The sequence below is a fragment of the Leptothermofonsia sp. ETS-13 genome, from assembly GCF_049200465.1.
GTDB lineage: Bacteria > Cyanobacteriota > Cyanobacteriia > Leptolyngbyales > Leptolyngbyaceae > Leptothermofonsia.
This window is the reverse complement of record NZ_CP120836.1, coordinates 5317455-5341050: the sequence shown is the minus strand read 5'-3', so window position 1 is coordinate 5341050 and position 23596 is coordinate 5317455. Positions and strand designations below refer to the sequence as shown.

Genomic DNA, 23596 nt, shown 5'->3' with positions numbered 1-23596 from the left:
TCACTCCATCACTTCGTGACTCCATCACTCTCCTACCCTCCCACTCATCCACTCCCCTCTGCCCCCTGGCTCCTTTAGATGGAATAGTAAAGCGGGAAAGCCTTCGCCTCCTTTGGTTTCACGAAAACTCGCTGTTGGGGTTTCAAATTCAGTTCATCGAAGCGATCACGAGTAAGGTGAGCAGTCACGACCTGGCCATCGTCCAGCGTCAGTTCTGCCTGAATTTCCCAACCCAGGTGAATGATGCGGCTAACGCGGGCAGGTACCGACGAACTATTGGGTGCAGTCTCAACCAGAATGTCCTGAGGTCGTAAAAACACTTCTGGATGGGCTGATTCAAATCCATTGGCTTCAAAAATGCGCGAGGTGCTGGGTAACACATTCACTGGACCAATGAAACTCATGACAAACGCACTGGCGGGATGGTCATAAATTTCAGCCGGAGTTCCAATTTGTTCCACCCTGCCCCTGTTCATCACTACGATTTCATCCGCCACTTCCATGGCTTCTTCCTGGTCATGGGTGACAAACACTGTCGTCACATGCACTTCATCATGCAGACGGCGCAACCAGGCCCGCAGATCTTTTCGAACTTTGGCATCCAGCGCTCCAAAGGGTTCATCCAGCAGTAACACCTTGGGTTCCACCGCCAGTGCCCGCGCCAGGGCTACCCGCTGCCGCTGCCCCCCAGAAAGTTGTGAAGGGTAGCGATCGCCCAACCCCCCCAGTTGCACTAACTCCAGCAGTTCCTCTACCCGCGCTTTTACCTTCGCCCGCGGCACTTTACGAATTTCCAGCGCAAAGGCAATGTTCTTACGTACTGTCATGTGCTTGAACAGAGCATAGTGCTGAAACACAAACCCAATACCCCGGTTTTGAACACTGCGATGGGTAGCATCTTCCCCGGTCAGCAAGATTCTGCCTTCATCGGGAGTTTCTAACCCTGCGATTAACCGCAATAGCGTTGATTTCCCCGACCCCGATGGTCCTAGCAACGCTACCAGGGAGCCGCTCTCAATTTCAAGGCTAACGCTGTCAACCGCCTTAAAGCTGCCAAACTGCTTGGATACATTCTCAACGACGATGCCCATCCCAAACCCCAGTTTTCTGATGGATTTACTGTAGTTTATATCATGAGCCGGAGGCTTATCGGTTTGGAAAACTTGCTTTTTCTCAGCAGGAATGTCTGAGATTCCCGAAAAGAATGCTTTAGAATGGAAAAGTTGTCAAAAATTATTCACTCCAATGGCAGTTCCCAAGAAGAAAACATCCAAATCTAAGCGTGACAAGCGCAAAGCAACCTGGAAGCGGAAAGCAACTCTCCAGGCTCAAAAGGCACTTTCCATTGGCAAGTCAATTCTGACCGGACGGGCGGAAGGTTTTGTTTATCCACAAAACGAAGACGAAGAAGAGTAAAGCAATGGGGTAAGGCAGCCATGCTCCTGAGCCCTTTACTTAGGTCTCTCCGAATATTCCTAGAGCAGCGAGGGCATAGCGATGCTTGGTAAGTTCTTTCAAAAACCGGGGGAAGATTTAGCCGAGCGGGTTCCCCCTGGCCAGCATTTAGCAAAAGGCTTTCCCGTCCTGACCTATGGCGATACTCCCCAGGTAAGTCAGAGCTCCTGGCGGTTTCGGGTTTGGGGTTTGGTCAAAGAAGACAAAGCCTTTACCTGGAACGACTTTATGGCAATGCCCCAGACGAATTTTGCTACCGATTTTCACTGTGTTACTACCTGGTCAAAGCTGGATGTGCAATGGACAGGAGTCCGTGTGGTTGATTTTATGCGCCACCTTGAAGTCGATCCTAGAGCCGTACACGTGATGGAACACTGCTACGGCGGCTATACAACTAATCTTTCAATGGATGACTTCTTGCGGGAAGAGAATTTTTTTGCTCACACTCTGTTTGGTGAACCACTACCACCAGAACACGGGGGGCCAATGCGGTTAGTGGTGCCTCATCTATATGCCTGGAAAAGTGCCAAGTGGATCAACGGTCTGGAGTTTCTAGACCACATGGAGCTTGGTTTTTGGGAACGGAATGGGTATCACCACCGGGGCGAACCCTGGGCAGAAGAGCGCTACAGCGTCATGTAGAAGTCAGTAAATGCAAGATGGGTAAAGCAGCGCGTGCTATCAGGAGAAACAGGGAAAGGCACGAGCGATTTTTTACATACTCTGTGCTCGTTTTATAAGCTATCTGGAAGATTTTGATTACTTCTGATCTCCCATGAAAGCTTATGTCAACTGCCAGGTAGCTGAGTCGGCAATCTGATGATAAATGTACTGCCATGTCCGACTTCTGATTTCACTTCGATTGCCCCATTGTGCGCTTCTACAATTCGACGAGAAAGATGGAGCCCCAATCCACTACCTCCCCGGCGGTGGCTCCCCTGAACAAAGCTTTCAAACAGCATTGGTTGATCCTCTGCCGGAATCCCTGGTCCAGAGTCTTCCACTTCCAGGATGACCCTATCTGAAGATGCGGGATCGGACATCAGCCGGACTTTGACATAGCCGGAGTCGGTGAACTTAATCCCATTGCCGATTAAGTTAGTAATCACCCGCCGCAATTCCAGGCGATCGCCCATCACCGTGTTGATGGGTTTTTCATCTCGCTGTTCAGTCTCCTCAAAGGTAAGTGTCAATCCCTTTTCGGCGGCCAGAGGTGTGAGCTCTCCCACCACCTCCTGAATTAACTCGGACAGGTTGACTGGCGAAAAAGTTAGCCGCTTGCGCCCTGCTTCGTAGCGATAAACCTCCAACAGGGTATTGACCATAGTGAGCAAGTTTTGATTACTGCGCAGCATGGTGCCAATGGCTTCCTGTATCGCCGGGTTCAGCTCTCCAAGCGCCCCCTGTTGCATCAAATTCAACATCCGGTCAGCCGCTACCAGGGGAGTCCGAAGATCATGGGTCAAACGGGAGACAAAATCTTCCCGCTGGCGGGCAATCTGATCTCGCTCATCCACACTGTGCTTGAGTCGCAGGAGCGATCGCACCCTTGCCACTAATTCATCAAACTCGACGGGTTTGCGAATAAATTCATCTGCACCCGTATCCAGCCCCCTTACCACACTCGGTTGATCATAGGCCGTGATCAGTAAAATCGGCAGGAAAGGCAGGTTAGGATTTTGGCGAATCCGACGGGTGACCTCAAACCCATCCATTTCCGGCATCATGACATCCAGCAACAGCAGATCCGGGGGCGATTTTTCAATATATGCCAGGGCTTCCCGCCCGCTATTCGCAACATCAATGTAATAGCCCTCTTCCTGCAATAGGGTCTGAATCAAAAAACAATTATCTGGCAAATCATCAACGACTAAGATGCGATCAGGTCTAGCCTGCTGTAACAGAGAAGACTGAGTCATGTTAGTAACATGGAGATCTAAAGATGGGTTCATTTGAATCCAGCTATATACAAAACGATTTAGCTATTAAATATAAAAATATTTACAGAACTATAGACTCCTAGACTTCTTTCTTTCGGGGGATCTTGTTTGTGAGAATTGCTGAAATCCCTTTCCAGCTTCAAATTCTTACCTTTTTACAGGAAGATGACCGGATTGATACTTCGAGTTATCCATGTCGCCAGTGTTACCAGTCTAAGAAGGTTTTGGAAAAAATATGGCCTGTGGTCAGGAATGTGCCCCGGTTCCCGCTTCATGATTTGCCAAAGTGATTGCTGGGGAATGTCGCTACAATATTTTAGGGACGATATTTCAGGGAATGTTTGAGAGGATGCCTGCGAATACGGATGAACACCCGGATAGGCAAATGATTTGGAAATGGAGTTGAATGAATGCCCTGTTGATTGGCCTACGGAGCAAGCGTTGTCGAAGGGACAGGTTCAACAGCTTTCTCCGGCAGCTCTGGCCTATTTAGGAGATGCCGTCTACGAACTCTACGTCCGTCGTCAAAAACTGTTTCCTCCCAAGCGAATTCAAACCTATCATCAGCACGTGGTTGCCCGGGTTCGGGCAGAAAGCCAGGCGAGTGATTTGCGATCGCTCCTCCCCCATCTCTCCTCTACTGAGCTGGAAATGGTTCGTCGAGGGCGAAATGCGGCTACCGGACGCCCTAAACGAATCGATTTAGAAACCTATCAGCAGGCCACCAGTCTCGAAACCTTAATTGGCTACCTCTACCTCACCGATCCCCAGCGTCTCACGCAACTCCTGTCTCAATTAGAGGCTATTCTGCCGGATACCCATCGCTAATCCCAATGACTCCCAAAAGAACCCACTCCAATTCTCCCCAGCGATCTCGGAAAGGCTCTCCAGTCAAGCCTGCAAGAAAACCGATCCCTGCTCCTAAGCGCTCTGCCCGTGCCGCTCAAACTGCACCCATTTTGAAGAAAAAGGAAGTGCATCAAGAAGCGGTGGCTCCACCGTCAGTGGAAACCTCGGAAGACTCGGATCTGATTTACGGTCGCCATTCTGTCCTTGCGGCTCTGGAAAGCCAGCGCCACCTCAACCGAATCTGGATAACCCCTCGCTTACGGTACGATCCCCGCTTCCATTCTCTCCTTGTTCAGGCAAAAGCCAATGGGGCGGTCATCGATGAAGTCGACTCCCAGCGTCTTGATCGCATCACCCAACGAGCCAATCACCAGGGAGTAGCGGCTCAGGTTGCGCCCTACGAATACCTGGAACTTGCAGAGCTTATTGATCGGGCCAAGGCCGCTTCAGAACAGCCAGTTTTGGTGGTTGCCGATGGCATTACCGATCCCCAAAACCTGGGTTCCATTATTCGAACGGCGGAAGCGCTGGGGGCACAGGGATTGGTAATTCCGCAACGGCGGGCCGCGGGAATTACCTCTACTGTCATTAAGGTTGCCGCAGGTGCACTAGAAACGTTGCCAGTGGCCAGAGTGATTAATCTCAGTCGTGCGCTAGAAGAATTGAAGGAAGCCAATTTCTGGATCTATGGTACGGCAGCCAGTGCGGCTGAACCGCTGCATATGGTTCAGTTTTCAGGTGCGATCGCCCTGGTCATTGGCTCTGAAGGAGAAGGGCTGAGTTTACTGATCCAGCGCTCCTGTGATCACCTGGTATCGATTCCTCTGCACGGTCACACCCCCAGCTTGAATGCCTCCGTTGCAGCGGGAATGGCGCTCTATGAAATCTTTCGTCAACGTTGGTCTAATACCTGGCATCTAGATTCATTAGAAAAGGCAATAACCTTGAAAAAAAGTAGCGGATTATAACAAAATTTGAAGAGGTAACACCGATAATTTAAATGCAACGCTGTTTGCCCCCTAGTGGTTGTCAAATTTAACTTGACAGGTGGCTCAGACTTGATGGCTTATTTTGATTGAATTTTGAGGGTCTTTGACTCATCAAGATTTTCTAGACGGAACACTAGTAAACCTTTTGGTAATCGGCAGGGAACGATGCAAGAACTTTTCACAAGCTTGTTAAACTTGATTGGGTTAGCCTGGTGGGTTGAAGTAAAGACAGAGACCCCTCGCTGCACCTATTACTTCGGCCCCTTTTTAGGAGCAAAGGCGGCTGAAGCTGCTAAAGCAGGATACGTTAGTGATCTAGAGCAGGAGGGTGCTCAGGGAATTGTGGTTTCAGTGAAACGTTGCAAGCCTACTAAGCTGACCGTTTCTGAGGATTTAGGGGAAAAGCCCAGTCAGGGGGGGATTGCTCGCGCCTTTAGCAGCCAGTTTTAGGCATTTCAGTCAATAATTTCATTGACCAGAAGCCATTGGCCTGCTTGATTGTACTTTCCCAGAACGGTAATGGGTTGTTTGGGGCTGAGTCTTTTCATTCTTTCGTTCATCTCAGGATCGAGAGTAACGAGTTGAACTTTGTGTTTCCCAATCAGGCTCGGCTCCTCGACTAGTAGTGTGTAGTTCTGCTCGTCAGGCGTTTCAACACAGCCCGCAATTCGTGTCAGTGATTTTTCAGTAGAACTGCGCACTATTACCTGCACCGATCCTACTGGACAATTCCCATTAGCAGGGTATTCCTCTGGATGCTCCAGATAATACCGCTGCCAGTTCAACCAGTTGGGATGTTCAGGTGGCAGGGTAAGTAGGGGGATAACTGCAGCCGGTGCCGTTGTATCGGTTAACATCGCTTCCTGGAGCGATCGCACCCCCAGTTCCTGTGGTTGGCATTGCTGTTCAACACACAGGGCTGCTGCCATTCCCGCTGCCTGACCGATCCCCAGAACCACAGGTTGTAATCTGGTAGCCCCATTGGCGATGTGGGAAACCGAAATATTTTTTTCACACACCAAAAAGCCTTCCACAGTTTCCGGCACCAGACATCGATAGGGGATCGTAAATGGGGTTCCTGTCCAACGTCCCCCCCAGCGCATTGATTTCGGCTTCAGGTCGATGTCGCCACTGGGGTAATGGTGATCATTGGGATAGTTGCCGATCGCGATCGCATCGCAGATGTTGTCGGCCACTGTACAACCCTGCCCCAGTACTGTCATAGGCAAAGAGGCGACGCAACCTCCGGCGATGGGTAAAATGTCCTGCTCTCTCAGGATTTGCTGTCCTTTTAGCCGACGGCTCTCCCGGTAATAGGGATGCAGGGCATAGGCACCCCCACCAGAACAGTTGGGCAAGAGTGGAAAGATATCCTCCGCCAGTCCGTAGCGGCGATCAATCTGGGTTTGAATAAAGTGGGCAAAACCCTGGGAATGCCAGCGGGCTTCCTGAAGAAATTGCTCGCGGGCAGTTCTGGATTCAATCAAGCGCTGAACACCTTCTCCGTAATCGTTTCCTCGGATGGGCCAGTTGATCATCAATCGGTTTCCTGGCAAGCGACCATAATTGAGAAATGCTTCCACACCATGGCGTTCCCAGGCTCCTGCAAACCGCTCTTCATCATAGTTGGGCGGAGTCGCAATTTCTGGAGCGATCGCCCCTGTTCCGTAGTCCTGCATAATCACAACCCAGGTGGGTACCTGAACCGGGTATCGCTGCATCAATGGCGTGGGAGCCACTGGCGCACTCGGTTCTCCAAATTCTGACTGTAACTCCCAGCCCCAACGATAGGGAATTTCTCCCAGCGACAATAAATCTCCCAGTTCCGTTCCATCTAACGTGATGTGGGCACGGACTGCAAATTCTGTGAAACGAACGCCGGTAATGCGATCGCCCTGCTTTAAAACCTCTAGTGGCACCTGCCCATGGATCCATTTGAGATTGGGCAGAGCTGCCACCCAATCGGCAAAGATTTGAGCACCCACCCGGGGATCGTAGGTGAAAAAGCTGACCCATCCGTGATCAAGTCCCTCTGGCTGGCGTTGTTGCAACTCCCGCAGGAAAGCTCCCCAGATGCCCGTTTGAAAAGCAAGCAGTTCATTGCCGTCCGGTGCCGCTACGCCAGCACTGGTGAGCATTCCCCCCAACCAGGGAAATTCGCTAATCAGGATGGTGTTCGCTCCTCGACGGGCAGCTTGCAATGCCGCCGCCGTGCCACCTGTTCCCCCACCAACCACCAGCACATCTGCCTGAAATTCATGCATGGCCCCCCCCATCATAGTGAACTGCGCCAATATAGCAGGTAGCTGGTGATAGGAAATAGGGAATGAAATAGGGGAAGGGAATTCGTTCTAATTCATTCTGTTATCCAGCAACACCTTTGAACCGAATCCATTTCAAGTCGGTCTAATCATGCACGACTGAATCAATTTGAGTCGTTCACTGATTGACTACGATTTCATGGGATGAACCGATGACTAAGAAACTTTTTCTGCTGCCTGGAGCGATCGCCCTTATCCTCGCCGCAACTCCGGGATTGCCTGTTTTTTCTCAAGCAGTACCACCTGCCCCCGCTACCCGCATGGAAAAATGGGGTGAAAAACTCAACCTGACCGAAGAGCAAAAAACTCAACTCAAACAAATCAGAGCGTCAACCCGTGCCCAAATTGAAGCTGTGTTAACGGAGGAACAGAAGACCCAACTGCAAACTGCTCGCCAGCAGAGACAAAAGCTGGGCAAGAATTTTTCTTCCCTTAACCTTACAGACGAACAAAAATCTAAAATTCGGGCAATTCGGCAAGAAGCCAGAAAGCAAATGAATGCTGTCCTTACCGCGGAGCAACACCAACAACTCCAGCGGCAGCGTGAACAGAAGCGCCAGCAACGCTCTACTCAAACCAGCATTTAATGTTGCTGCCACCAGTTCACTTCCTTACAAAAGAAGAATAAACATTCTATAGCAGTCCTAAATCAGTTGTGAGATGGAGAGGCTTTGTAAAAAGGAGTTTTTACGGAACTCCTTCTCACAATCCAAATAGGATCGCTGTATTTTCTTCAATACCTTAAGAAGGGGCATCGATGATTATGCCCCTTTTTGTTTTGTTCCATGAAATTCAATTAAATAATGGCTGTATGGAAAGGAATGGAAAGGATAAGCATAGCCAAAAGTTCCTCATAGGCAAGAATAGATGAACTACAAAACCATCTCCTGCCGATCAATAACCCATTAACCAGATTTCATACCAAACCCTATGCTTAGAGCTAAAGCTGATAGTAGCTTTGCGGAAGGGTCCACTTTAGTTACAACCGTTCACTGTCAGTTCAGGAGTCATCACTATTAAATCTTTTACTGCTGGGTTAAAGGCGCAACCATAACGTGTCCATCCCCAAACCGCCTATAGCGTTCACAAATCGTTTGTGAACAAGAGGGGTGGAGGCTTGCCTCTAAGCAGAGCTTCCACCCCTGTACCCCGTTCAAATTTCAAGAAGGATCTCTATAGATTTCATTCTGCTAACCATCCTCTGGTATAGCGATCCTACCTGGATTATGAAAAGGGATTCCGCAGGAATCTCTTTTCACGAAGCCCTTTCACTCCATAAATCATTATAGGACTGCTATAGTTCGTTCTAATTAATGAACTCAATTCATTCAATTTTCAATCATCACTTAATGGGGCATGAAAAATAGAGGGTTGTCGTTGTAGTATGATCTGATCAGCTAACAACAAACTTGAGATTGTATCTCCTGCCAACCGTTAGTAAACCTATAACCCACTCCCAACGATTTCGAGTTAAGTTGATGACGAAAAAGAAAAAGATTGAGCCGTTAACTGGCGAGGCTCTGTTGAAGAAGGTTAAGGAACTGGAGCATCTTAGCAAAGAGCAAAAGGCAAGAGAGTGTGGCTACTACACCGTTACCAAAAACGGTGTGGAGCGAGTTAACATGATGAAGTTTCTCAATGCTTTGATTGATGCGGAGGGCATTGAGCTAGATGGCAAGCAAGGCACAAATGGTCGTGGAGGGCGCAGTGCTAGCTATCGGATTAGTGTGCAATCGAATGGCAACCTGCTGATTGGTTCGGCATACACCAAGCAAATGGACCTAAAGCCAGGGGATGAATTTGAGATTTCCCTGGGGCGCAAACATATTCATCTCAAACAACTCGATCGCCTGGAAGACGACGAAGAAGAATAGAGCAATCCTCAACCCTCAAGCAATCTAACCACTATTAAGCTGCTGACTGCTCGGACACTGGGAGGCTAAGTGTTTCAGCCAGTACAACCTTTTCTGTGTAGCTGTTCAATAATTGCTCTGTCATCACCAACCCACAGGTTAAAGAAACCTTCTCCTGCTCTAGCAATCCTAAAATTCGGGTAGGTTCGTCTTTGTCAACCACAGGAAGCTGGCGCAGTCCTCGCGCTGCCATGCGAGAAAGAGCTTCCGAGACAGGTTCATCCTCATAGGCGTAGAGCAAATCTTTGGTGCAGATGTCTCCCAACTTTTGAACCCCAGGTCCAAATTCCTGCCCACTGTAGTTATCACACTTCTCCCACCGAGCAACTGCCCGTCGAATATCCTGAAGTGTGACAATCCCTATCAAACGGTCAAACTCATCGATTACCAAAGCACTGTGAGACTGGGCCCGAACTAACATGGTACCTGCCTGCAACACAGTTATAGAGACTGGCAACGTCAGGAAGTTTTGGTGCATTGCCTGAAATACCAGCAGATGATTTAGAAATTCCAAATTTGGGTCTGGCTGTACGTTCAATCCGGTTGATTGCAGCGTGGTGGCATTACGGGCAATCGGCTTCAGCCGTTCAATCAGCCAGGCGCTTAAACCCACCGCTGCCATCAACGGCAGAATAATTCGGTAGTCACGCGTCAGCTCAAATAACAACAGAATAGCTGTCAACGGAGCACGGGCACTGGCTGCTAAAACCGCTGCCATTCCTACCATGGCATAGGCAGGAGGAGCGGCTATGTTACCAGGGGCGATCGGCAGGACCAGTGGTAACAGTTTGCCGTAGGCAGCTCCGAGGGAGGCTCCCAGGAACATGGCAGGGGCAAATAATCCGCCGACTAATCCACTTCCCAAACTAACGGCAGTCATTGTCAGCTTTACCAGCAGTAAGCTGAGTAATAGCGGTAAGGAGAACTCCGCATCCCGCAGCATTGCCTCTACCGTTTCGTAACCAATACCCAGAATTTGAGGAAATTGGAGCGCAACTACCCCAACACATATACCCCCGATCGCCGGTCGCAGCAATGGAGGCACGCGATTCATCCAGTCGAACCCGGATAGCTCTCCCTGAAAAAAGCGCTGCGCCAGTTGAATCCCCTGGGTGTAAGTCACGGAAATCAGACAGGCAAAAAGCCCCAGCCCTAAATATAGCGGTAATTCCAGCGGGTTGCGAACTTCGTAAACAGGCAGTGTGAATGCGGGTTGCCCTCCCTGCCCGATCTGGGCAATCAAAGCTGAAACCACTGCAGATAACAGCACAACACTCACCGCCGAGGTGGCAAAGGTCGTTCCCAGAACCACTTCCAGGGCAAAGAAAACTCCGGCGATCGGAGCATTAAATCCGGCTGCCAGGCCCGCCGCCGCGCCTGCCCCCAGTAGCAGCCGTTGGCGTTCTTGAGATACCTGGAGTGCTTGCCCCAAAATCGCTCCAATATTGGCTCCAATTTCCACACTGGGACCTTCGGGTCCCAGAGATGCACCAGTCCCCAAAGAAACAGAAGCGGCGATCGCTTTGGCAGATGCCTGACTGGGTGAAACACTTCCCGCCCCCTGAGCAGTAGACAGTAAAGTAGCAATACCGGGGCCAAAGTCTTGCCACTTCCAGCGCATCAGCCCAACCACAAATCCCCCAACCACCGGAATGCAGGCAAGGGTCCAGGGCCCCAGAGGCGCAATCACCCCCATAAAGTCTTCCAACATGAGAGTGTGAATCTTCTCAATTAAGTAGTGAAAGAGCACCACCGCGAATCCTGTTCCGCTGCCGATCGCCACCGCCAGCATCAATACAACAGTCTCTGGCGAAGGCTGTAATCGATTCAATACCTGGGCGACCCAGGAAGAAGGTGGGCTAAACACCGGCTGTTTAGAGGTGAGGGCATTGGGAGAGGGGCTGGCATTCATTGAAGGGCACAGGACAAACTGAGACGAATCTTAAAGTTATGTTGCCTGGTTTTTATTTTGATCCATTGATCTTCGGCCAGACAAGCCACGATCACGCTTTCTCAGCTATTCCAATCCTGAGAAAACCATCAAACTGAGAAAATCATCAAAAATTAAGCGAACAGGCTCTAACAGGCGTCGTTCAATAGAGTCTTGCAATGGGCACAGAGGTTCCCTACGAGGAACTAGCCCTGAATTATGCTTCTGGTCGTTCAGCTCTGGTCGCTTGTCATAATTAATTTTAGGTATGCCTAAAATTAATAAAGCCCAACCTTCAAGGGTTTTGGGGATTTGCAACCCACAAAAACAGCCCTGATAGATCACAAAAAGGCTGAGCGGCGACAACCAGAAATAAAAACTCAGAAAATAATTTTAAGAATAATTCTGATCGCTCGATTTTAATTTTACACTCCAATACTGCTGCTATGCTTGTTTTCAGAACATCAATTGATTAAAAATTTTATTTTAAGAAACCCCGCAATCTGGGAAAAAGAGGATTTGAAAATGTAAGAATTTATCTGGATCCTTGGATTTTTCTCTTATGGGGGTTCTTTAATATTCTGCCGACTAATCAGGTCATCTTGTGGTGCAATCAATTTGCTGCGGTTAGCTAAAGTTGCTGTTGTCGTAAGCTATTGTGATGAACGCTCATACATTTGACCCTCCGTCTCCGACTTGCCCAGTTTGTCACCGTACCGACGCAATTAAACCCCACAAACTCCTACGAGGACTCTTAATCTGCCAGTATTGCAGAGAACGTCTGGTTGTCAGTTGGAGTGGTCACTATGTCCGTGACCCTTTTACCTTTAAGCACTTAATGACCGGGCAATGGCTGCGTCAGCAAAGCCATCCTCTTGCCCGCATTCGACGGGATTTCAAAACTGCAAGCAACCCAATTTTGCTGGTTGTTTTAAGCAGCGTCGTTTTTCTGGGGACGGCGCTGGTTTTGTTGCAGAGTTCTCCTTTCGAGGAGTCTCGCCCAAATCAGTCGCCGTCTTCAATGGTGGAGATTAAGTAGACTGAAAATGAGGGGGTAGCTGGAGACACGAGGCAACGGCGACAGGCTTTTTTTACCAGTCGGATGTTTATAGCAATACTCCTATAGATCAGCCTATAGATCAGGACGGGGGGCAGGGGTGAAACCTGTGACTGGGGGCGCAAACGTCACTCCCTCTATAATTTCAATGTCCTGGCGCACTCGCGTAAAGCTATATAGGCGTTGCTAAATTTGGGTATGAAATAGATTCTGTATGCTTGAAACTTCGTTTCGATTCATACTGCTTTTCAGCAACGCCGCTATATAAAGTGTTCCATTGTCACAAGCGGAGTAAACCAGGCCAACCATTCTTACTGATCAGAAGGTTCAACTGAGTTGTCAGAAAACGGGCGTGCTAAATACTCTGTCTGCCCAGTCACCCAGACAGCGAAATCTGCCAGAGAATCAAAGACATTACAGGTATTGCGATCGCTCCTGCCAGGCCTTCATCTTTCCGGGATTTAATAGCCCGTAGGGATCGACCATTTGCTTAAATTTGAGTTGGGCAACGTCTACTATCTTTCTGCCACCCTCTTCCAAAATGCAGGTGTGGGGATTGAAAATCATGGCTCCCTGTTCTTCGTGGTAATCCATAATTGACTGAAGCCGTTCTGGTGTAGTGTAACGAACAATTTGGAGGGCGGCTGGGATGGCTTCCCCGTTTACCCGCAGGTATTCCAGGTGCATCATTACTTCATCGCCGAAGTGGTTGTACATGTGTTCCACCAGTTTTAAGCTCTTATCCGCCGGAAACAGGGTTTGCAAATAGGTGAGAGTTGGATCAACGCTGCGGGCGTGCAGGGTCGTGTGGTTCCAGGAGTACTCTACCAGGGTGGCTCCTTTGCTGGCTTCCTGAGCACTTTTTTGATAAGTGATAGTGCCGCCGTACTCCTTCACCAGTTCGCTAAAGGGTTCTAAGCAGCATTCGGCAACCAGAATCAGGGCACAATGACTTCCTGCTGGAATATAGTTTTTGAATGCCGCAAAGTAAGCAGGAATGGGGGAAGCCAGAATGCAGACCAATTTTTTGATCATGCCATCGCTATCGCTGAGGGCCTGTCCAAAACGGGCAGCGGGCATAAATTCGGGAAAGGTGACGATTGCCTCGGCCCAGGCATAGGCAGGACCCAGCGGAATTTCCAGTTCGGTCATGATGCCATTGGTGCCCCAGGCATGGGCAACTTTGTAAACATCATCGCCGCGCAATTGAATCACACGCGGCTCATCTTCCATTGTGACCACGCGCAGCGCCAGAAGATTGCCGCGATCGCGCAGTTGCCCGTAAGTGACCGATCCAATACCGCCACTGCCACCGCCAACGAAACCACCAATCGTCGCTTTGCGGTAGGTCGAAGGAGCCATCCGCAGTTCCCAACCGCTTTCCCGCGCCTGTTTATCGAGGGCGGCCAGTTTCACACCCGGTTCAACACAGGCCATTCCGGGCTTGATCCACTTAATTTGCTGCATGTTAGACAGATCCAGAATCAGCCCACCCTGGAGGGGAACGCACTGGCCGTAGTTGCCTGTTCCGGCTCCCCGTACTGTCAAAGGAATTTTATGCTGAACGCAGACCCTGGCAATGTGCAGCACCTCGACTTCTGTCGTCGGGCGAACCACCAGATCCCCTTGCTTGTCCCCCAAGATTCCTTGCAGAATGGGGCTGTAGGTGTAGTAGTCCTTGGAGAGTTTGTACACCTGGGTGGGGTCGGTGATGAGTTCGATCCCCGCCAGTTCGGTAATCAGGACATTGAAGTCAACAGGGTGAGTAGTTGTCAAGGTCATCCAGCAGTCTCCATCAGTAAATCGTCCAGTTCAGCGTAGTCTGGCAATGTAGTATCAATCTCCTTACCCTCGCGCAAGACGATGCGATCGCGCTGTGAGCGGGATAACAATTCACTATAACTGCGGGCGCGAAATAAAACCAGGTCGGCAGGTAGCCCTACCCCAATTCGCCCAACTGTCGGCAAACCCATCAGATCAGCAGGGGTCATTGTAATGCTGCGGCACCAGTTACCGTAAGGTCTGTCCAAATGGCCGATTTTGACTGACAGGGAAAAGACCTCCAGGGCATCGTGATCACCAAAACTGTGGAACGGGTCACGGCAGTTATCGCTGGCGATCGCAACTGGAACTCCAGCCTGGTGAAGCTCGTGCAAAAGCGTAATACCGCGCCAGTGTGGCGTCAATCCCGGCTTTCGATCCTGTAAATAGAGGTTGCACATCGGTAAACTGATTACCCCAATCCCAGCTTTTTTAACCAGAGCAATCGTCCTTTTTGCTTCTTGCGGTTCCTGGATGGCCAAACTGCAACAGTGCCCACAGAGAACTTTTCCCTGATAGTGATGCCGGATAGCGGCTTCCGCAATGTAACGTAGGGTAATGGAACTGGGATCGCCGTTTTCATCGGCATGAAAATCGAGACTGAGCTTGCGTTCCTTGGCCAGAGTGAAGACGCGATCGACCTGGGCTGCAATATCCGAGTTCATGTAGGCAACTCCACCTAAAATCCCTCCTAATTCAGCCATTTGGTCTGCCAGCACCTCACCCTGGGAAGTTAAAAAGTAGTCCAGGGGAACCAGGCAAGCGGGTTGCAAAATCAGCCGCCCCTGCCACTCTTGCTGCAAGACTCGAAACACTTCCAAACTGATCTCTGCCAGCTCAGCAGCAGCATCGAGATGGGTACGAAGGGCTTTGGTTCCGTGAGCATAGCTGCACTTCAGCCCAAATTCCATGCGGCGATAAATATCATCTGAATTCCAATAGGTTTCAGCGTCTTTTTTAACCCTATCAATTGCACTGGTAAAGGTTCCATCAGGATTAGAAGTCCGTTCCCAGATCTGTCCTTTGTCTAAATGGGTGTGAATGTCTACAAAACAGGGAAACACAATTCCATCTCGCAAATTGACGGATGGAGCATTGTAGTGAGTTAGTGTTCCAGCCGTTGCAATACTGGCAATCAACCCATCGACAATTTCAAGATCAACTGAAAGAAAATCGTCAGGAGTTGGCAGTCGAGAATCGGGAGCAACCAGCCAATTCCTGCTTCTGCCTTGGCTGCTACGCACCATCAGGGGAGTGGGAACACGGGCATTGGCCAACCAGTAGTGATTCGACTGAGGAATCATCACAAGAGCCCCATTGTTTTCCAGGACTTATAACTCTACGGGGGTGCGTTAGGACATTGGAAATTAGAGAGTGGGGACGAAGCCCGCAGCCAGGGGTTCCCCCTCTGCACTCCGTCCTAAGTCGTAGTGACTACCGTTGTACCATTTTGCCAAAACCTTGGAGGTTCAAGCACTGAGGGGATCATGAAGTGCAGTTCTAGGTTAAAACCTCCGATGTTTGTATAAACCTTATTCTATAAAGCAATGGGTTCAGGTAAATTTGTTTTTGAAAACAACCCATGTACCCCTTTTTGGGGATTGTTAACTACTTGTGTGATGTGAAAGTTTGCGGTCAGACTGCACAGAACATAAGCCTCTTCGGCTGAAATGCTGGTAAAGCGTTCCAGAAACTCAATCATATGCTGAAGGGCGATTTCAAAAGCTTCGTCTAGGGTTTGACCGAAGCCCATGGTGATGTAGTCGGTGGGAGTTTCAGCGAAAGGAGCCGTCAGTTTTAAATCTTTTCGCAAGATCAGTTGAATCGTACCATTCATAGAGGTTTCGATCGCCGTCACATTGACCTCTCCATCCCCCTGGGCAGCGTGCCCATCCCCAATTGAAAATAGCGCACCAGGCAGAAAAACAGGCAGAAACAAACGGGAGCCTGCCTGTAGTTGGCGGTTATCAATGTTACCGCCATACGTACCTGGGGGAATTGATGAGCGGGCAATTTCATCGGTTGCAACGCCCAGAATGCCAAAAAAGGGATGGAGCGGAAATTTGATACCGCTACCGGGGGGGAATTCGGCAATCCGGTTAGTCAAATCTAGGGGAATAAAGTGCAGAGCTGGTTCAGTAAAGACCTCTGGCAGTGCTCCCCAACTGGAACGAATGGCATTAAAGCCAATAGGCAGCGCAGGCGTGATTTCTTCTAAGCGCACTTCCAACACATCTCCTGGTTCAGCACCCTTGATGTAGATGGGTCCCGTTAGCAGGTGAGGGCCAGGTCCGACCCGGCGATCGCCCGGCAGGTGCTCACAAATTTCTCGAAACGCAGGCGGCACAAATTCCGGTGGCGCTTTCTGATACACATTCATGCCCGAAAAGGTTTCGACATGAATGCGATCGCCCGACTCTACTACCAGAGCAGGTTTCAGCGCTGATGAAAACCCACCCAGATGAACGGTTTTACAGGTGGCTTTGAGCGTGTATTCAGTCATCAGAAACCAGGGGAGGAGAGGAGGGAGGAGCCAGGAGTCAAAAACCAGAAGTCAGAAAGGGAAAAGATTAGATAAATGGAAGGGTATAGAAGTAAGGGAAACAGCAACTGTCCCATCACCCCTCTCTAACAACTAACAACCAACAACGATTAACCTTCACCAACAATTAACCTTCACCAACCTACCCCTTCCCCTTGTAGCCTGTTGCCTCATAATCGTTACTAAATCCCCGATCCATCTAAGAATTCTTCGATCACCCTGTCCTGAATCCGGCAGCTAACGGAGTAGGCAGCCGATGGTTGAGTTGTGGTTGGGCGATCGCCCACAGGCTGAGCATCCGCGCTAGCCGATTTGGCGGTTGCAGGAACAAGTGCAAATGACTGATCGAGGGACTGTTTGGCTTGCAGAATTTGCAACTGCTGCTCAAGACTCTCAATGCGATCAACTAAAGCCCGGATTACCTGAGCTTCAGAGTCGGGGAGGCGCCCATGCTCCAGAGGATCAACCCGTTCACCAGAACGGTACACAATTCGCCCAGGTACACCGACCACTGTACAGTCGGCTGGCACATCCCGTAACACGACAGAACCAGCCCCAATCCGGACATTATCACCGATGTTAATATTGCCAAGAACCTTCGCTCCAGCACCAACCACAACATTATCGCCCAGGGTGGGATGGCGCTTACCGCTTTCCTTACCCGTTCCCCCCAGGGTGACGCCCTGATAAATTAAAACGTAATCTCCAATGATAGTGGTTTCCCCAATCACCACTCCCATCCCATGATCGATGAAAACTCCATGCCCAATTTTTGCTCCTGGGTGAATTTCAATTCCTGTCAAAAAACGAGCAATATGGGAGATCAACCGGGGAATGAAGGGAATGTGCAGAGTATACAGCCAGTGCGAAAATCGATGAAACAGAAGCGCCTGCAAACCAGGGTAGCAAAACAAAACTTCCAGCCAGTTGCGGGCAGCCGGGTCGCGCTCAAAGATAATACGGAAATCTGCAATGAGAGTAGAAAGCACGAGGATTCCCTAGAAGAGTACATCTCTATCTATCTTAACGTCTGGATGTAATCCCAGATTGGAAAGAGGCTTGGAAGGGGAAAGGATTGGAGGTGATGGAGTGGATGAGTAGATAATAAAGATCACTCCATCACCCTATCACTTATCTAACCCTCCACCCCCTCTAATCCGTCTTGGCATTGTTAAATTTGGGTATGAAACAGGTGACGTATGCTCGAAACTTCGCTTCAATTCATACTGCTTTTCAGCAACGCCCCCTTCTCTCCCCCCCAACAACTAACCCTCGTGCCTTCTACAATTGCCTCACAGTCAATGTATAGTTCCGTTTGACTCCAGGAGTACTGGTGCCAACCCACACTTTGTAACTGCCTGCACTCCATTCAGTGTCTGTAATACTGGCATCCTTCTTGGAACCAGTGTCATCGCCGCAGCGGATAACTCCATCAGGACCCTGGACAACGAGTGTGGTATCAGAGCCGCCGCTGTTGACCCGGAGGGATAATTTGGGGAAGAATTGTTGTAAGACCAGAATGTGGTCAGGGAGTGGGATCGCCAAATCCAAGGCAACTGTTATTGTGGCGATCGCTATTGCTCACAATGGCTGGTAAGGAGGTAGACCCGCCTGTTGTACCGCTCACTACCCCTACGGCTTTTTCTGGGCTTAAGGTTAACGTCCCGAAGTTAGCGGATTGCGCTAAAGCAGGCGCAGCAACCAGAACCACCAGTCCAGTCAGCGAACTAAATCTTAATTGAATTTTCTTTATAGCCAGACCTATTTTTATCATCCAATCCATTACGGTTCTCCTACATTTCAAGCGATCCACCCTGTGCAGCCATTCTCAACTTTCTGTCATTATCGAGATTGAAACAAGGGTGCCATACCAAACTCAACTACCCTCTAAGGATCTTCCCCTTAAGGATCTTCAACCCATCCCCAGGTTCCTGCTCCGGATAATGGATCCTCAACTTGACTTGGAAAATCGGGAGTGGGATGTAGTGGTCTGTCAAGACTGCTTACCAAACTTTCAAGAGCGCCCATCAGCCTTCCTTGAGCCACTGAAATCTGAATCTTGTGGGGCTATAGTTGCATTGACTGGCACCAAACCATCAGGGTTCCTGAACAAAGGGAAGAAGCTATGCCACTTACAATCCTGGTTATTTTAATGGTCACCAGCCTCCTGGTTGCCAAACTTCTGTTACAACCTCTGGCCTGGTTTGGCTCTGTCAGTTTACCGGGTTGGATAGGATCGGCGATTGCTCTGGTGCTGGTGTCCTGGTGCTTGGGTGAATGAGTTAGTGCTTTAATGCTTCAATAAATTGGTTCGTCAATCGAATTTGGTATAGAAAAACCGTAGGGGGGCACACTTTAGAACAATGCATGGCCAGTCAAACCAGTACCAGTGTTCCCTACGGCTTGCTGACTTCAAATTTTCAGGAACCCATTATGACGTCGCTACTGCCAAATAACGAAGCTAAACGATGGGACACAATAGCTCCGTATGAAACCTTAGAGGCAGTGACTGCGCCCACAGAGGATTGCCAACCCGATCCCGCGCTCAAAACGAAAGAAGAAATATTCCACAACTTGATCCAGAATCTTCAAGTGGGTGTGCTGCTGCAAGGACCAGACAGCAAAATTCTGATGAGCAACCGGGCGGCCCTGGAACTGCTGGGGTTAGAAGAAGACCAGTTGTTGGGCAAAACTTCCTTTGACCCCAACTGGAAAGTGATTCATGAAGATGGTTCCCCTTTTCTCGGCGAAACTCACCCGGTCCCGATAGCGATCGCAACCCGGAAACCTGTCCATGGTGTTGTAATGGGAGTCTATCGCCCCAAATATGGTGATTTGATCTGGCTATTGGTGAATGCCGATCCTCAGTTTACTCCAGAAGGTACTGTTCGGCAGGTTATTTGCACCTTCAGTGATATCACCGAGCGCAAGCGCATTGAAGAAGCCCTTAGCAAAAGTGAGTTTAGGCATCGTGCCCTGCTCAATGCCATTCCTGATTTGATGCTACGGGTGAATCGGGATGGCGAGTATCTGGATGTGAAACCTGCCAGAGATTTCAGTACCCTCCTGGATCCGGCAGAAATGATTGGCAAACGGGAAGAGGATATTCTGCCCACCGAGGTTGCCGTGCGTCGTAAGGAGTGTCTGAAGCGGGCGTTGCAGACTGGGGAGATCCAATTCTTTGAGTATGAAATTCCTCTCGATGATGGCATTCACTACGAGGAAGCCCGAATTATTGCCAGTGGAGAGGATGAGGCGCTGATTATTGTACGAGATGTGACTCAGCGCAAGCAGGCAGAAGAAGAACTGCGAAGTCAGAATCACCGGGCCTATCTACTAACTGCGATCGCCCTCCGCATCCGTCAGTCCCTCAATCTGGATGAAATTCTCACAACTACCGTTGCCGAAGTGCGCCAATTTCTTCAAGCAGACCGGGTGATGATTTATCGCTTCGAGCCCACCTGGGATGGCACCGTGGTTGTAGAGTCTGTTGCATCCAACTGGACTCCTGCCCTGGGAACCACCATTCAGGACACCTGCTTTAAAGAAGGACGCTGGCAGAAATATTACCGTGGCAAAATTCAAACCATTGATGATATCGACCAGGAAACACTCACATCCTGTCATCGAGAGCTACTGGCTCAGTTCCAGGTGAGAGCCAGTATTGTAGTGCCGATTATTCAGGGGCGGGGGAGCCGCCGGTAAACCTCAACTCTGGGGCTTGCTCATTGCTCACCAATGCTCCGGCCCCAGACAGTGGCGCTCCTTTGAAATTGACTTTTTGACCCAACTGGCGGATCAGGTCGGAATTGCGATCGCCCAGGCTCATCTGTTAGAGCGAGAAACCCGGCAACGGGAACAGCTCGCCCAGCACAATATTGCTTTAGAAGAAGCTCGCAGCGAAGCCGAACGCGCCTCTCAGATGAAAAGCATCTTCCTGGCAACCATGAGTCACGAAATCCGTACCCCAATGAACGCCGTCCTAGGGATGACCAGCTTACTCATGGATACTGACCTCAACCCCGAACAACGAGACTTTGTTGAAACAATTCAGGCCAGCGGAGAAACCCTTTTAACCCTGATTAACCAGATTCTTGACTTCTCTAAGCTAGAAGCAGGCGAGATGGATCTGGAAGTTCTCGACTTTAACCTCAATACCTGCATTGAAGAAGTTGCCGATCTGCTGGCACCCGCCGCCCACGCCAAAGGGCTGGAACTGGCAACGCTGGTCTATAAAAACCTGCCCCTTCAGTTGAAGGGAGACATGAGTCGTCTACGGCAGATCTTGACTAACCTGGTCAGCAACGCTATTAAATTTACAAGTGTTGGAGAAGTGGTGATCCAGGCAGCACTCAAATCAGAGACTCCCACCAGCGCTACCATTCTCTTCTCCGTTACAGATACCGGGATTGGCATTGCCCCAGAAGCTAAGGAAAAACTATTCAAACCCTTCTCCCAGGTAGATGCTTCCACCACCCGACGCTACGGTGGAACAGGATTAGGATTGGTCATTTCTAAACAACTTATCGAACTGATGGGAGGCGACATTGGGGTTGAAAGCGTTGAGGGACAGGGTTCGCGCTTCTGGTTTTCTCTAACTTTCGAGAAGCAAGCACCTGAAAAAAGCTCTGATTCAGCCTTTGCCGCTATAGCGGATAACCTGAATCAGTTGAAACTGCTGGTAGTAGATGACAACGCAACCAACCGCAAAATTCTACGCTATCAGGTGTCTTCCTGGGGCATGCAGGTCGATGAGGCCGATAGTGCCATAACCGCGCTCAATATGCTGCGACAGCATGCAATCACGGGAGATCCCTACGACCTGGTTATTCTAGATATGCAAATGCCAAATGTCGATGGCGAAATGTTGGGGATGCAAATCAAAACAGACCCTATCATTTCGGATACCCAACTGATTATGATGACATCTCTCAACAATCGGGGAAGTGCTGGGCGCGTAATGCAGTTAGGATTTTCTGCTTACCTGGTTAAACCAGTTAAGCAGTCTCGTCTATTGGACTGCATCATGGAAACTCTGGCAAAATCTAAGCCCGATCTGCAACAGCCAACTCAAAGCCCGCGCAAACTCTTTCAAAGTAGCCACAATGAACTGCGTACAGTGTCACGAATGAAAAAAGGGGGTCAAGGGAATCAAGGGTTCTATTTTCAAGTCAGTCCACTCACAGGTGGTTCCACTGGTTTACTGGAACCTTCCCCTATTCCTGTAAAACTAAAAATTTTACTGGTTGAAGATAATGTGGTGAACCAGAAAGTCACCTTGAAACAGCTAGAAAATATAGGGTATACCGCAGACGTTGCTGCCAATGGGCAAGAGGCACTGCAAATGATGGCGCAGATCTCCTACGACCTGGTGTTAATGGATTGCCAGATGCCTGTTTTAGATGGTTACAGCGCAACTCGTGAAATTCGGCGTTTGGAAGGAGATTTTCGCCGTACTATAATCATTGCCTTAACCGCAAATGCCATGAAAGAGGATCGGCAGCGGTGTCTGGATGCTGGAATGGATGATTATCTGAGCAAGCCCATTCTGAAAGAAAAGCTAGCGGCTAAGTTAGCCAAATGGGGAGAGGCAATCCGGTTGGCACACCTAAAATCTTCTAACCCCCAAAACGATATGCAGTCTAATCCACAAGATTTCCACACTTTACCCCTGATTGATTTAGAGATTGATTGGAACCACCTGCATCAAATTTCAGATGGCTGCCGTGATTTTGAACTGGAGTTGTTGCAGGTGTTTGCGGAAGATACCGAAATACATATAGCAGGCGTTGAGGCAGCGATCGCCACTCACAACTTTGACATGATTGAACAAATAGCCCATCACATTAAAGGTGCCAGCGCCAATGTTGGGCTGACCAAGATGGCAACAACTGCTGAACAACTAGAACAGCAGGCTAGCCAGCAGCATTTAGAAGGTGCCTCAAATCTACTCAGCCAACTACATCAAGCCCTTAGTCAGCTCCAAACATTTCTGCAAACCTGAATTCCAGACGTAAGGAATCAGGTTTCAAGAGGGGCCAGGAATGAAGAAGGAAGAGATAAAGAAAAAAAGAAGAAGAAAGCCGGGAGCCAGAATCAGTGAGGGGCGAGGGGGATGTGTCAGGAGCTAGAAATAGGGAATGGGAAGTGGAAAGGGGCAGTTAGGAGAGTGGGTGGTGCTGAAAAGCAGTGTAAATCGAAACGCAATTTCGAGCATACAGCACCTATTTCATATCCAAATTCAGCAACGTCGGAAGGTGGAGTAAAAGGATGGGCGAGTAGATGGGTATAGGGGTAATGGAGTAGAAAGGTGGATGAGTTTTGAGTTTTCATCTGGATATGTAAATAGGGCTTGCTGAACAAGTCGGAACCGAAAAAGTTGGAGTGAGGTAGACGGCCTTCTGCTGATCCTGGAGTGCTCGCCCATTGCCATTGATGAAAGTGCTGCCTGGTTCGAGAGAGTGCAAAGGCATGCTTAAACCAGAATCCAACCGCCCAAAAGACAAAAAAGGAGCAGTTGGAGCAGCCGCTCCCAATTCATCACCCGGAAGGTGATTGCAATCGTACATTCAGCGGTTGGAGCCAGCTTCGCCATGACCCGACCGAGGCTAAGGCGACGCTTGCCGCCCCCAAATTTGTCCTCAATCTGATTGCGTACTGATTGCGCAGCGTCGCATCTGCAAGAACCGGGTCACGATTTTCCGCCTCATTTTGTGCTTTCGGCCTGCCGAGTGGTTTATAGCTCTACGCGGGTGCATTAGGACATTGGAATTAGAGAG

At 49.6% G+C, this 23596-nt stretch carries 21 protein-coding genes and 1 pseudogene; 11 read left to right on the top strand and 11 right to left on the bottom strand.

The genetic code is table 11. From position 1 onward, the window contains the following. Positions 1-74: 74 nt before the first annotated feature. Positions 75-1091, bottom strand: a complete 1017-nt coding sequence (locus P4D80_RS24340; RefSeq protein ID WP_421656631.1) for a sulfate/molybdate ABC transporter ATP-binding protein — start codon at positions 1089-1091, stop codon at positions 75-77. Between the two features lie 154 nt (positions 1092-1245). Between P4D80_RS24340 and rpmF the strand changes: the two genes are divergently transcribed. Next, complete coding sequence (rpmF, locus tag P4D80_RS24335; protein ID WP_421659598.1) at positions 1246-1416, top strand: 50S ribosomal protein L32; 171 nt, start codon at positions 1246-1248, stop codon at positions 1414-1416. 81 nt (positions 1417-1497) lie between these two features. Beyond that, a complete protein-coding gene (locus P4D80_RS24330) occupies positions 1498-2097 on the top strand; it encodes a sulfite oxidase-like oxidoreductase (RefSeq protein WP_421656630.1) in 600 nt (199 codons plus the stop codon). Positions 2098-2243: 146 nt separating this feature from the next. On the opposite strand, the gene P4D80_RS24325 is transcribed toward P4D80_RS24330, so the two are convergent. After that, a complete protein-coding gene (locus tag P4D80_RS24325; protein ID WP_421656629.1) occupies positions 2244-3374 on the bottom strand; it encodes a sensor histidine kinase in 1131 nt (376 codons plus the stop codon). Between the two features lie 462 nt (positions 3375-3836). Between P4D80_RS24325 and P4D80_RS24320 the strand changes: the two genes are divergently transcribed. From P4D80_RS24320 to P4D80_RS24310, 3 genes are all read left to right on the top strand, one after another. After that, a complete protein-coding gene (locus P4D80_RS24320; RefSeq protein ID WP_421656628.1) occupies positions 3837-4223 on the top strand; it encodes a Mini-ribonuclease 3 in 387 nt (128 codons plus the stop codon). Between the two features lie 5 nt (positions 4224-4228). Beyond that, entirely contained in the window at positions 4229-5212 is a 984-nt protein-coding gene (rlmB, locus tag P4D80_RS24315; protein WP_421656627.1) for a 23S rRNA (guanosine(2251)-2'-O)-methyltransferase RlmB, read from the top strand. A gap of 186 nt (positions 5213-5398) precedes the next feature. Beyond that, positions 5399-5683 (top strand): DUF1816 domain-containing protein, encoded by a 285-nt coding sequence (locus tag P4D80_RS24310; RefSeq protein ID WP_421656626.1) that lies wholly within the window; start codon positions 5399-5401, stop codon positions 5681-5683. A 5-nt stretch (positions 5684-5688) separates the two neighbouring features. Here the strand turns inward: P4D80_RS24310 and P4D80_RS24305 are convergent, their stop codons facing one another. Next, a complete protein-coding gene (locus P4D80_RS24305) occupies positions 5689-7497 on the bottom strand; it encodes an FAD-dependent oxidoreductase (RefSeq protein WP_421656625.1) in 1809 nt (602 codons plus the stop codon). Positions 7498-7706: 209 nt separating this feature from the next. Between P4D80_RS24305 and P4D80_RS24300 the strand changes: the two genes are divergently transcribed. Both P4D80_RS24300 and P4D80_RS24295 read left to right on the top strand, forming a co-directional pair. Beyond that, complete coding sequence (locus tag P4D80_RS24300; protein WP_421656624.1) at positions 7707-8141, top strand: Spy/CpxP family protein refolding chaperone; 435 nt, start codon at positions 7707-7709, stop codon at positions 8139-8141. 891 nt (positions 8142-9032) lie between these two features. After that, positions 9033-9428, top strand: a complete 396-nt coding sequence (locus P4D80_RS24295; RefSeq protein WP_421656623.1) for an AbrB family transcriptional regulator — start codon at positions 9033-9035, stop codon at positions 9426-9428. 34 nt (positions 9429-9462) lie between these two features. Here P4D80_RS24295 and P4D80_RS24290 read toward each other — a convergent pair whose 3' ends face one another. After that, on the bottom strand, positions 9463-11379 hold the full coding sequence (locus P4D80_RS24290; RefSeq protein ID WP_421656622.1) for a chloride channel protein: 1917 nt from the start codon (positions 11377-11379) through the stop codon (positions 9463-9465). Between the two features lie 679 nt (positions 11380-12058). Here P4D80_RS24290 and P4D80_RS24285 point away from each other — a divergent pair. Next, positions 12059-12436 (top strand): hypothetical protein, encoded by a 378-nt coding sequence (locus tag P4D80_RS24285; RefSeq protein WP_421656621.1) that lies wholly within the window; start codon positions 12059-12061, stop codon positions 12434-12436. A 432-nt stretch (positions 12437-12868) separates the two neighbouring features. On the opposite strand, the gene P4D80_RS24280 is transcribed toward P4D80_RS24285, so the two are convergent. From P4D80_RS24280 to P4D80_RS24255, 6 genes are all read right to left on the bottom strand, one after another. Beyond that, positions 12869-14236, bottom strand: coding sequence for an FAD-binding oxidoreductase (locus P4D80_RS24280; protein ID WP_421656620.1), 1368 nt, complete (start codon positions 14234-14236; stop codon positions 12869-12871). Continuing rightward, positions 14233-15579, bottom strand: coding sequence for a cytosine deaminase (locus tag P4D80_RS24275; RefSeq protein WP_421656619.1), 1347 nt, complete (start codon positions 15577-15579; stop codon positions 14233-14235). Before P4D80_RS24275 ends, P4D80_RS24280 begins: the two co-directional genes overlap by 4 nt. Positions 15580-15812: 233 nt before the next feature. Next, on the bottom strand, positions 15813-16778 hold the full coding sequence (locus P4D80_RS24270; protein WP_421656618.1) for an acetamidase/formamidase family protein: 966 nt from the start codon (positions 16776-16778) through the stop codon (positions 15813-15815). 221 nt (positions 16779-16999) lie between these two features. Beyond that, the gene (cysE, locus tag P4D80_RS24265; RefSeq protein ID WP_421656617.1) at positions 17000-17806 is read right to left on the bottom strand and encodes a serine O-acetyltransferase; all 807 of its coding nucleotides are present in this window, start codon (positions 17804-17806) and stop codon (positions 17000-17002) included. A 292-nt stretch (positions 17807-18098) separates the two neighbouring features. Beyond that, entirely contained in the window at positions 18099-18368 is a 270-nt protein-coding gene (locus P4D80_RS24260) for a hypothetical protein (RefSeq protein ID WP_421656616.1), read from the bottom strand. Continuing rightward, positions 18343-18600, bottom strand: coding sequence for a hypothetical protein (locus P4D80_RS24255; protein ID WP_421656615.1), 258 nt, complete (start codon positions 18598-18600; stop codon positions 18343-18345). The genes P4D80_RS24260 and P4D80_RS24255 overlap by 26 nt, the downstream gene beginning before the upstream one ends. A 342-nt stretch (positions 18601-18942) precedes the next feature. On the opposite strand from P4D80_RS24255, the gene P4D80_RS24250 reads away from it, so the two are divergent. The 3 genes from P4D80_RS24250 to P4D80_RS24240 all read left to right on the top strand — a co-directional run bounded on the left by P4D80_RS24250 (position 18943) and on the right by P4D80_RS24240 (position 22821). Continuing rightward, a complete protein-coding gene (locus P4D80_RS24250; RefSeq protein WP_421656614.1) occupies positions 18943-19098 on the top strand; it encodes a hypothetical protein in 156 nt (51 codons plus the stop codon). A gap of 86 nt (positions 19099-19184) precedes the next feature. Continuing rightward, positions 19185-20522 (top strand): PAS domain S-box protein, encoded by a 1338-nt coding sequence (locus P4D80_RS24245; RefSeq protein ID WP_421656613.1) that lies wholly within the window; start codon positions 19185-19187, stop codon positions 20520-20522. 16 nt (positions 20523-20538) lie between these two features. After that, positions 20539-22821 (top strand): response regulator, encoded by a 2283-nt coding sequence (locus P4D80_RS24240; RefSeq protein WP_421656612.1) that lies wholly within the window; start codon positions 20539-20541, stop codon positions 22819-22821. A 471-nt stretch (positions 22822-23292) separates the two neighbouring features. Here the strand turns inward: P4D80_RS24240 and P4D80_RS24235 are convergent. Continuing rightward, positions 23293-23472: pseudogene (locus P4D80_RS24235) on the bottom strand (transposase); the annotation flags it as partial. Positions 23473-23596 lie beyond the last annotated feature (124 nt).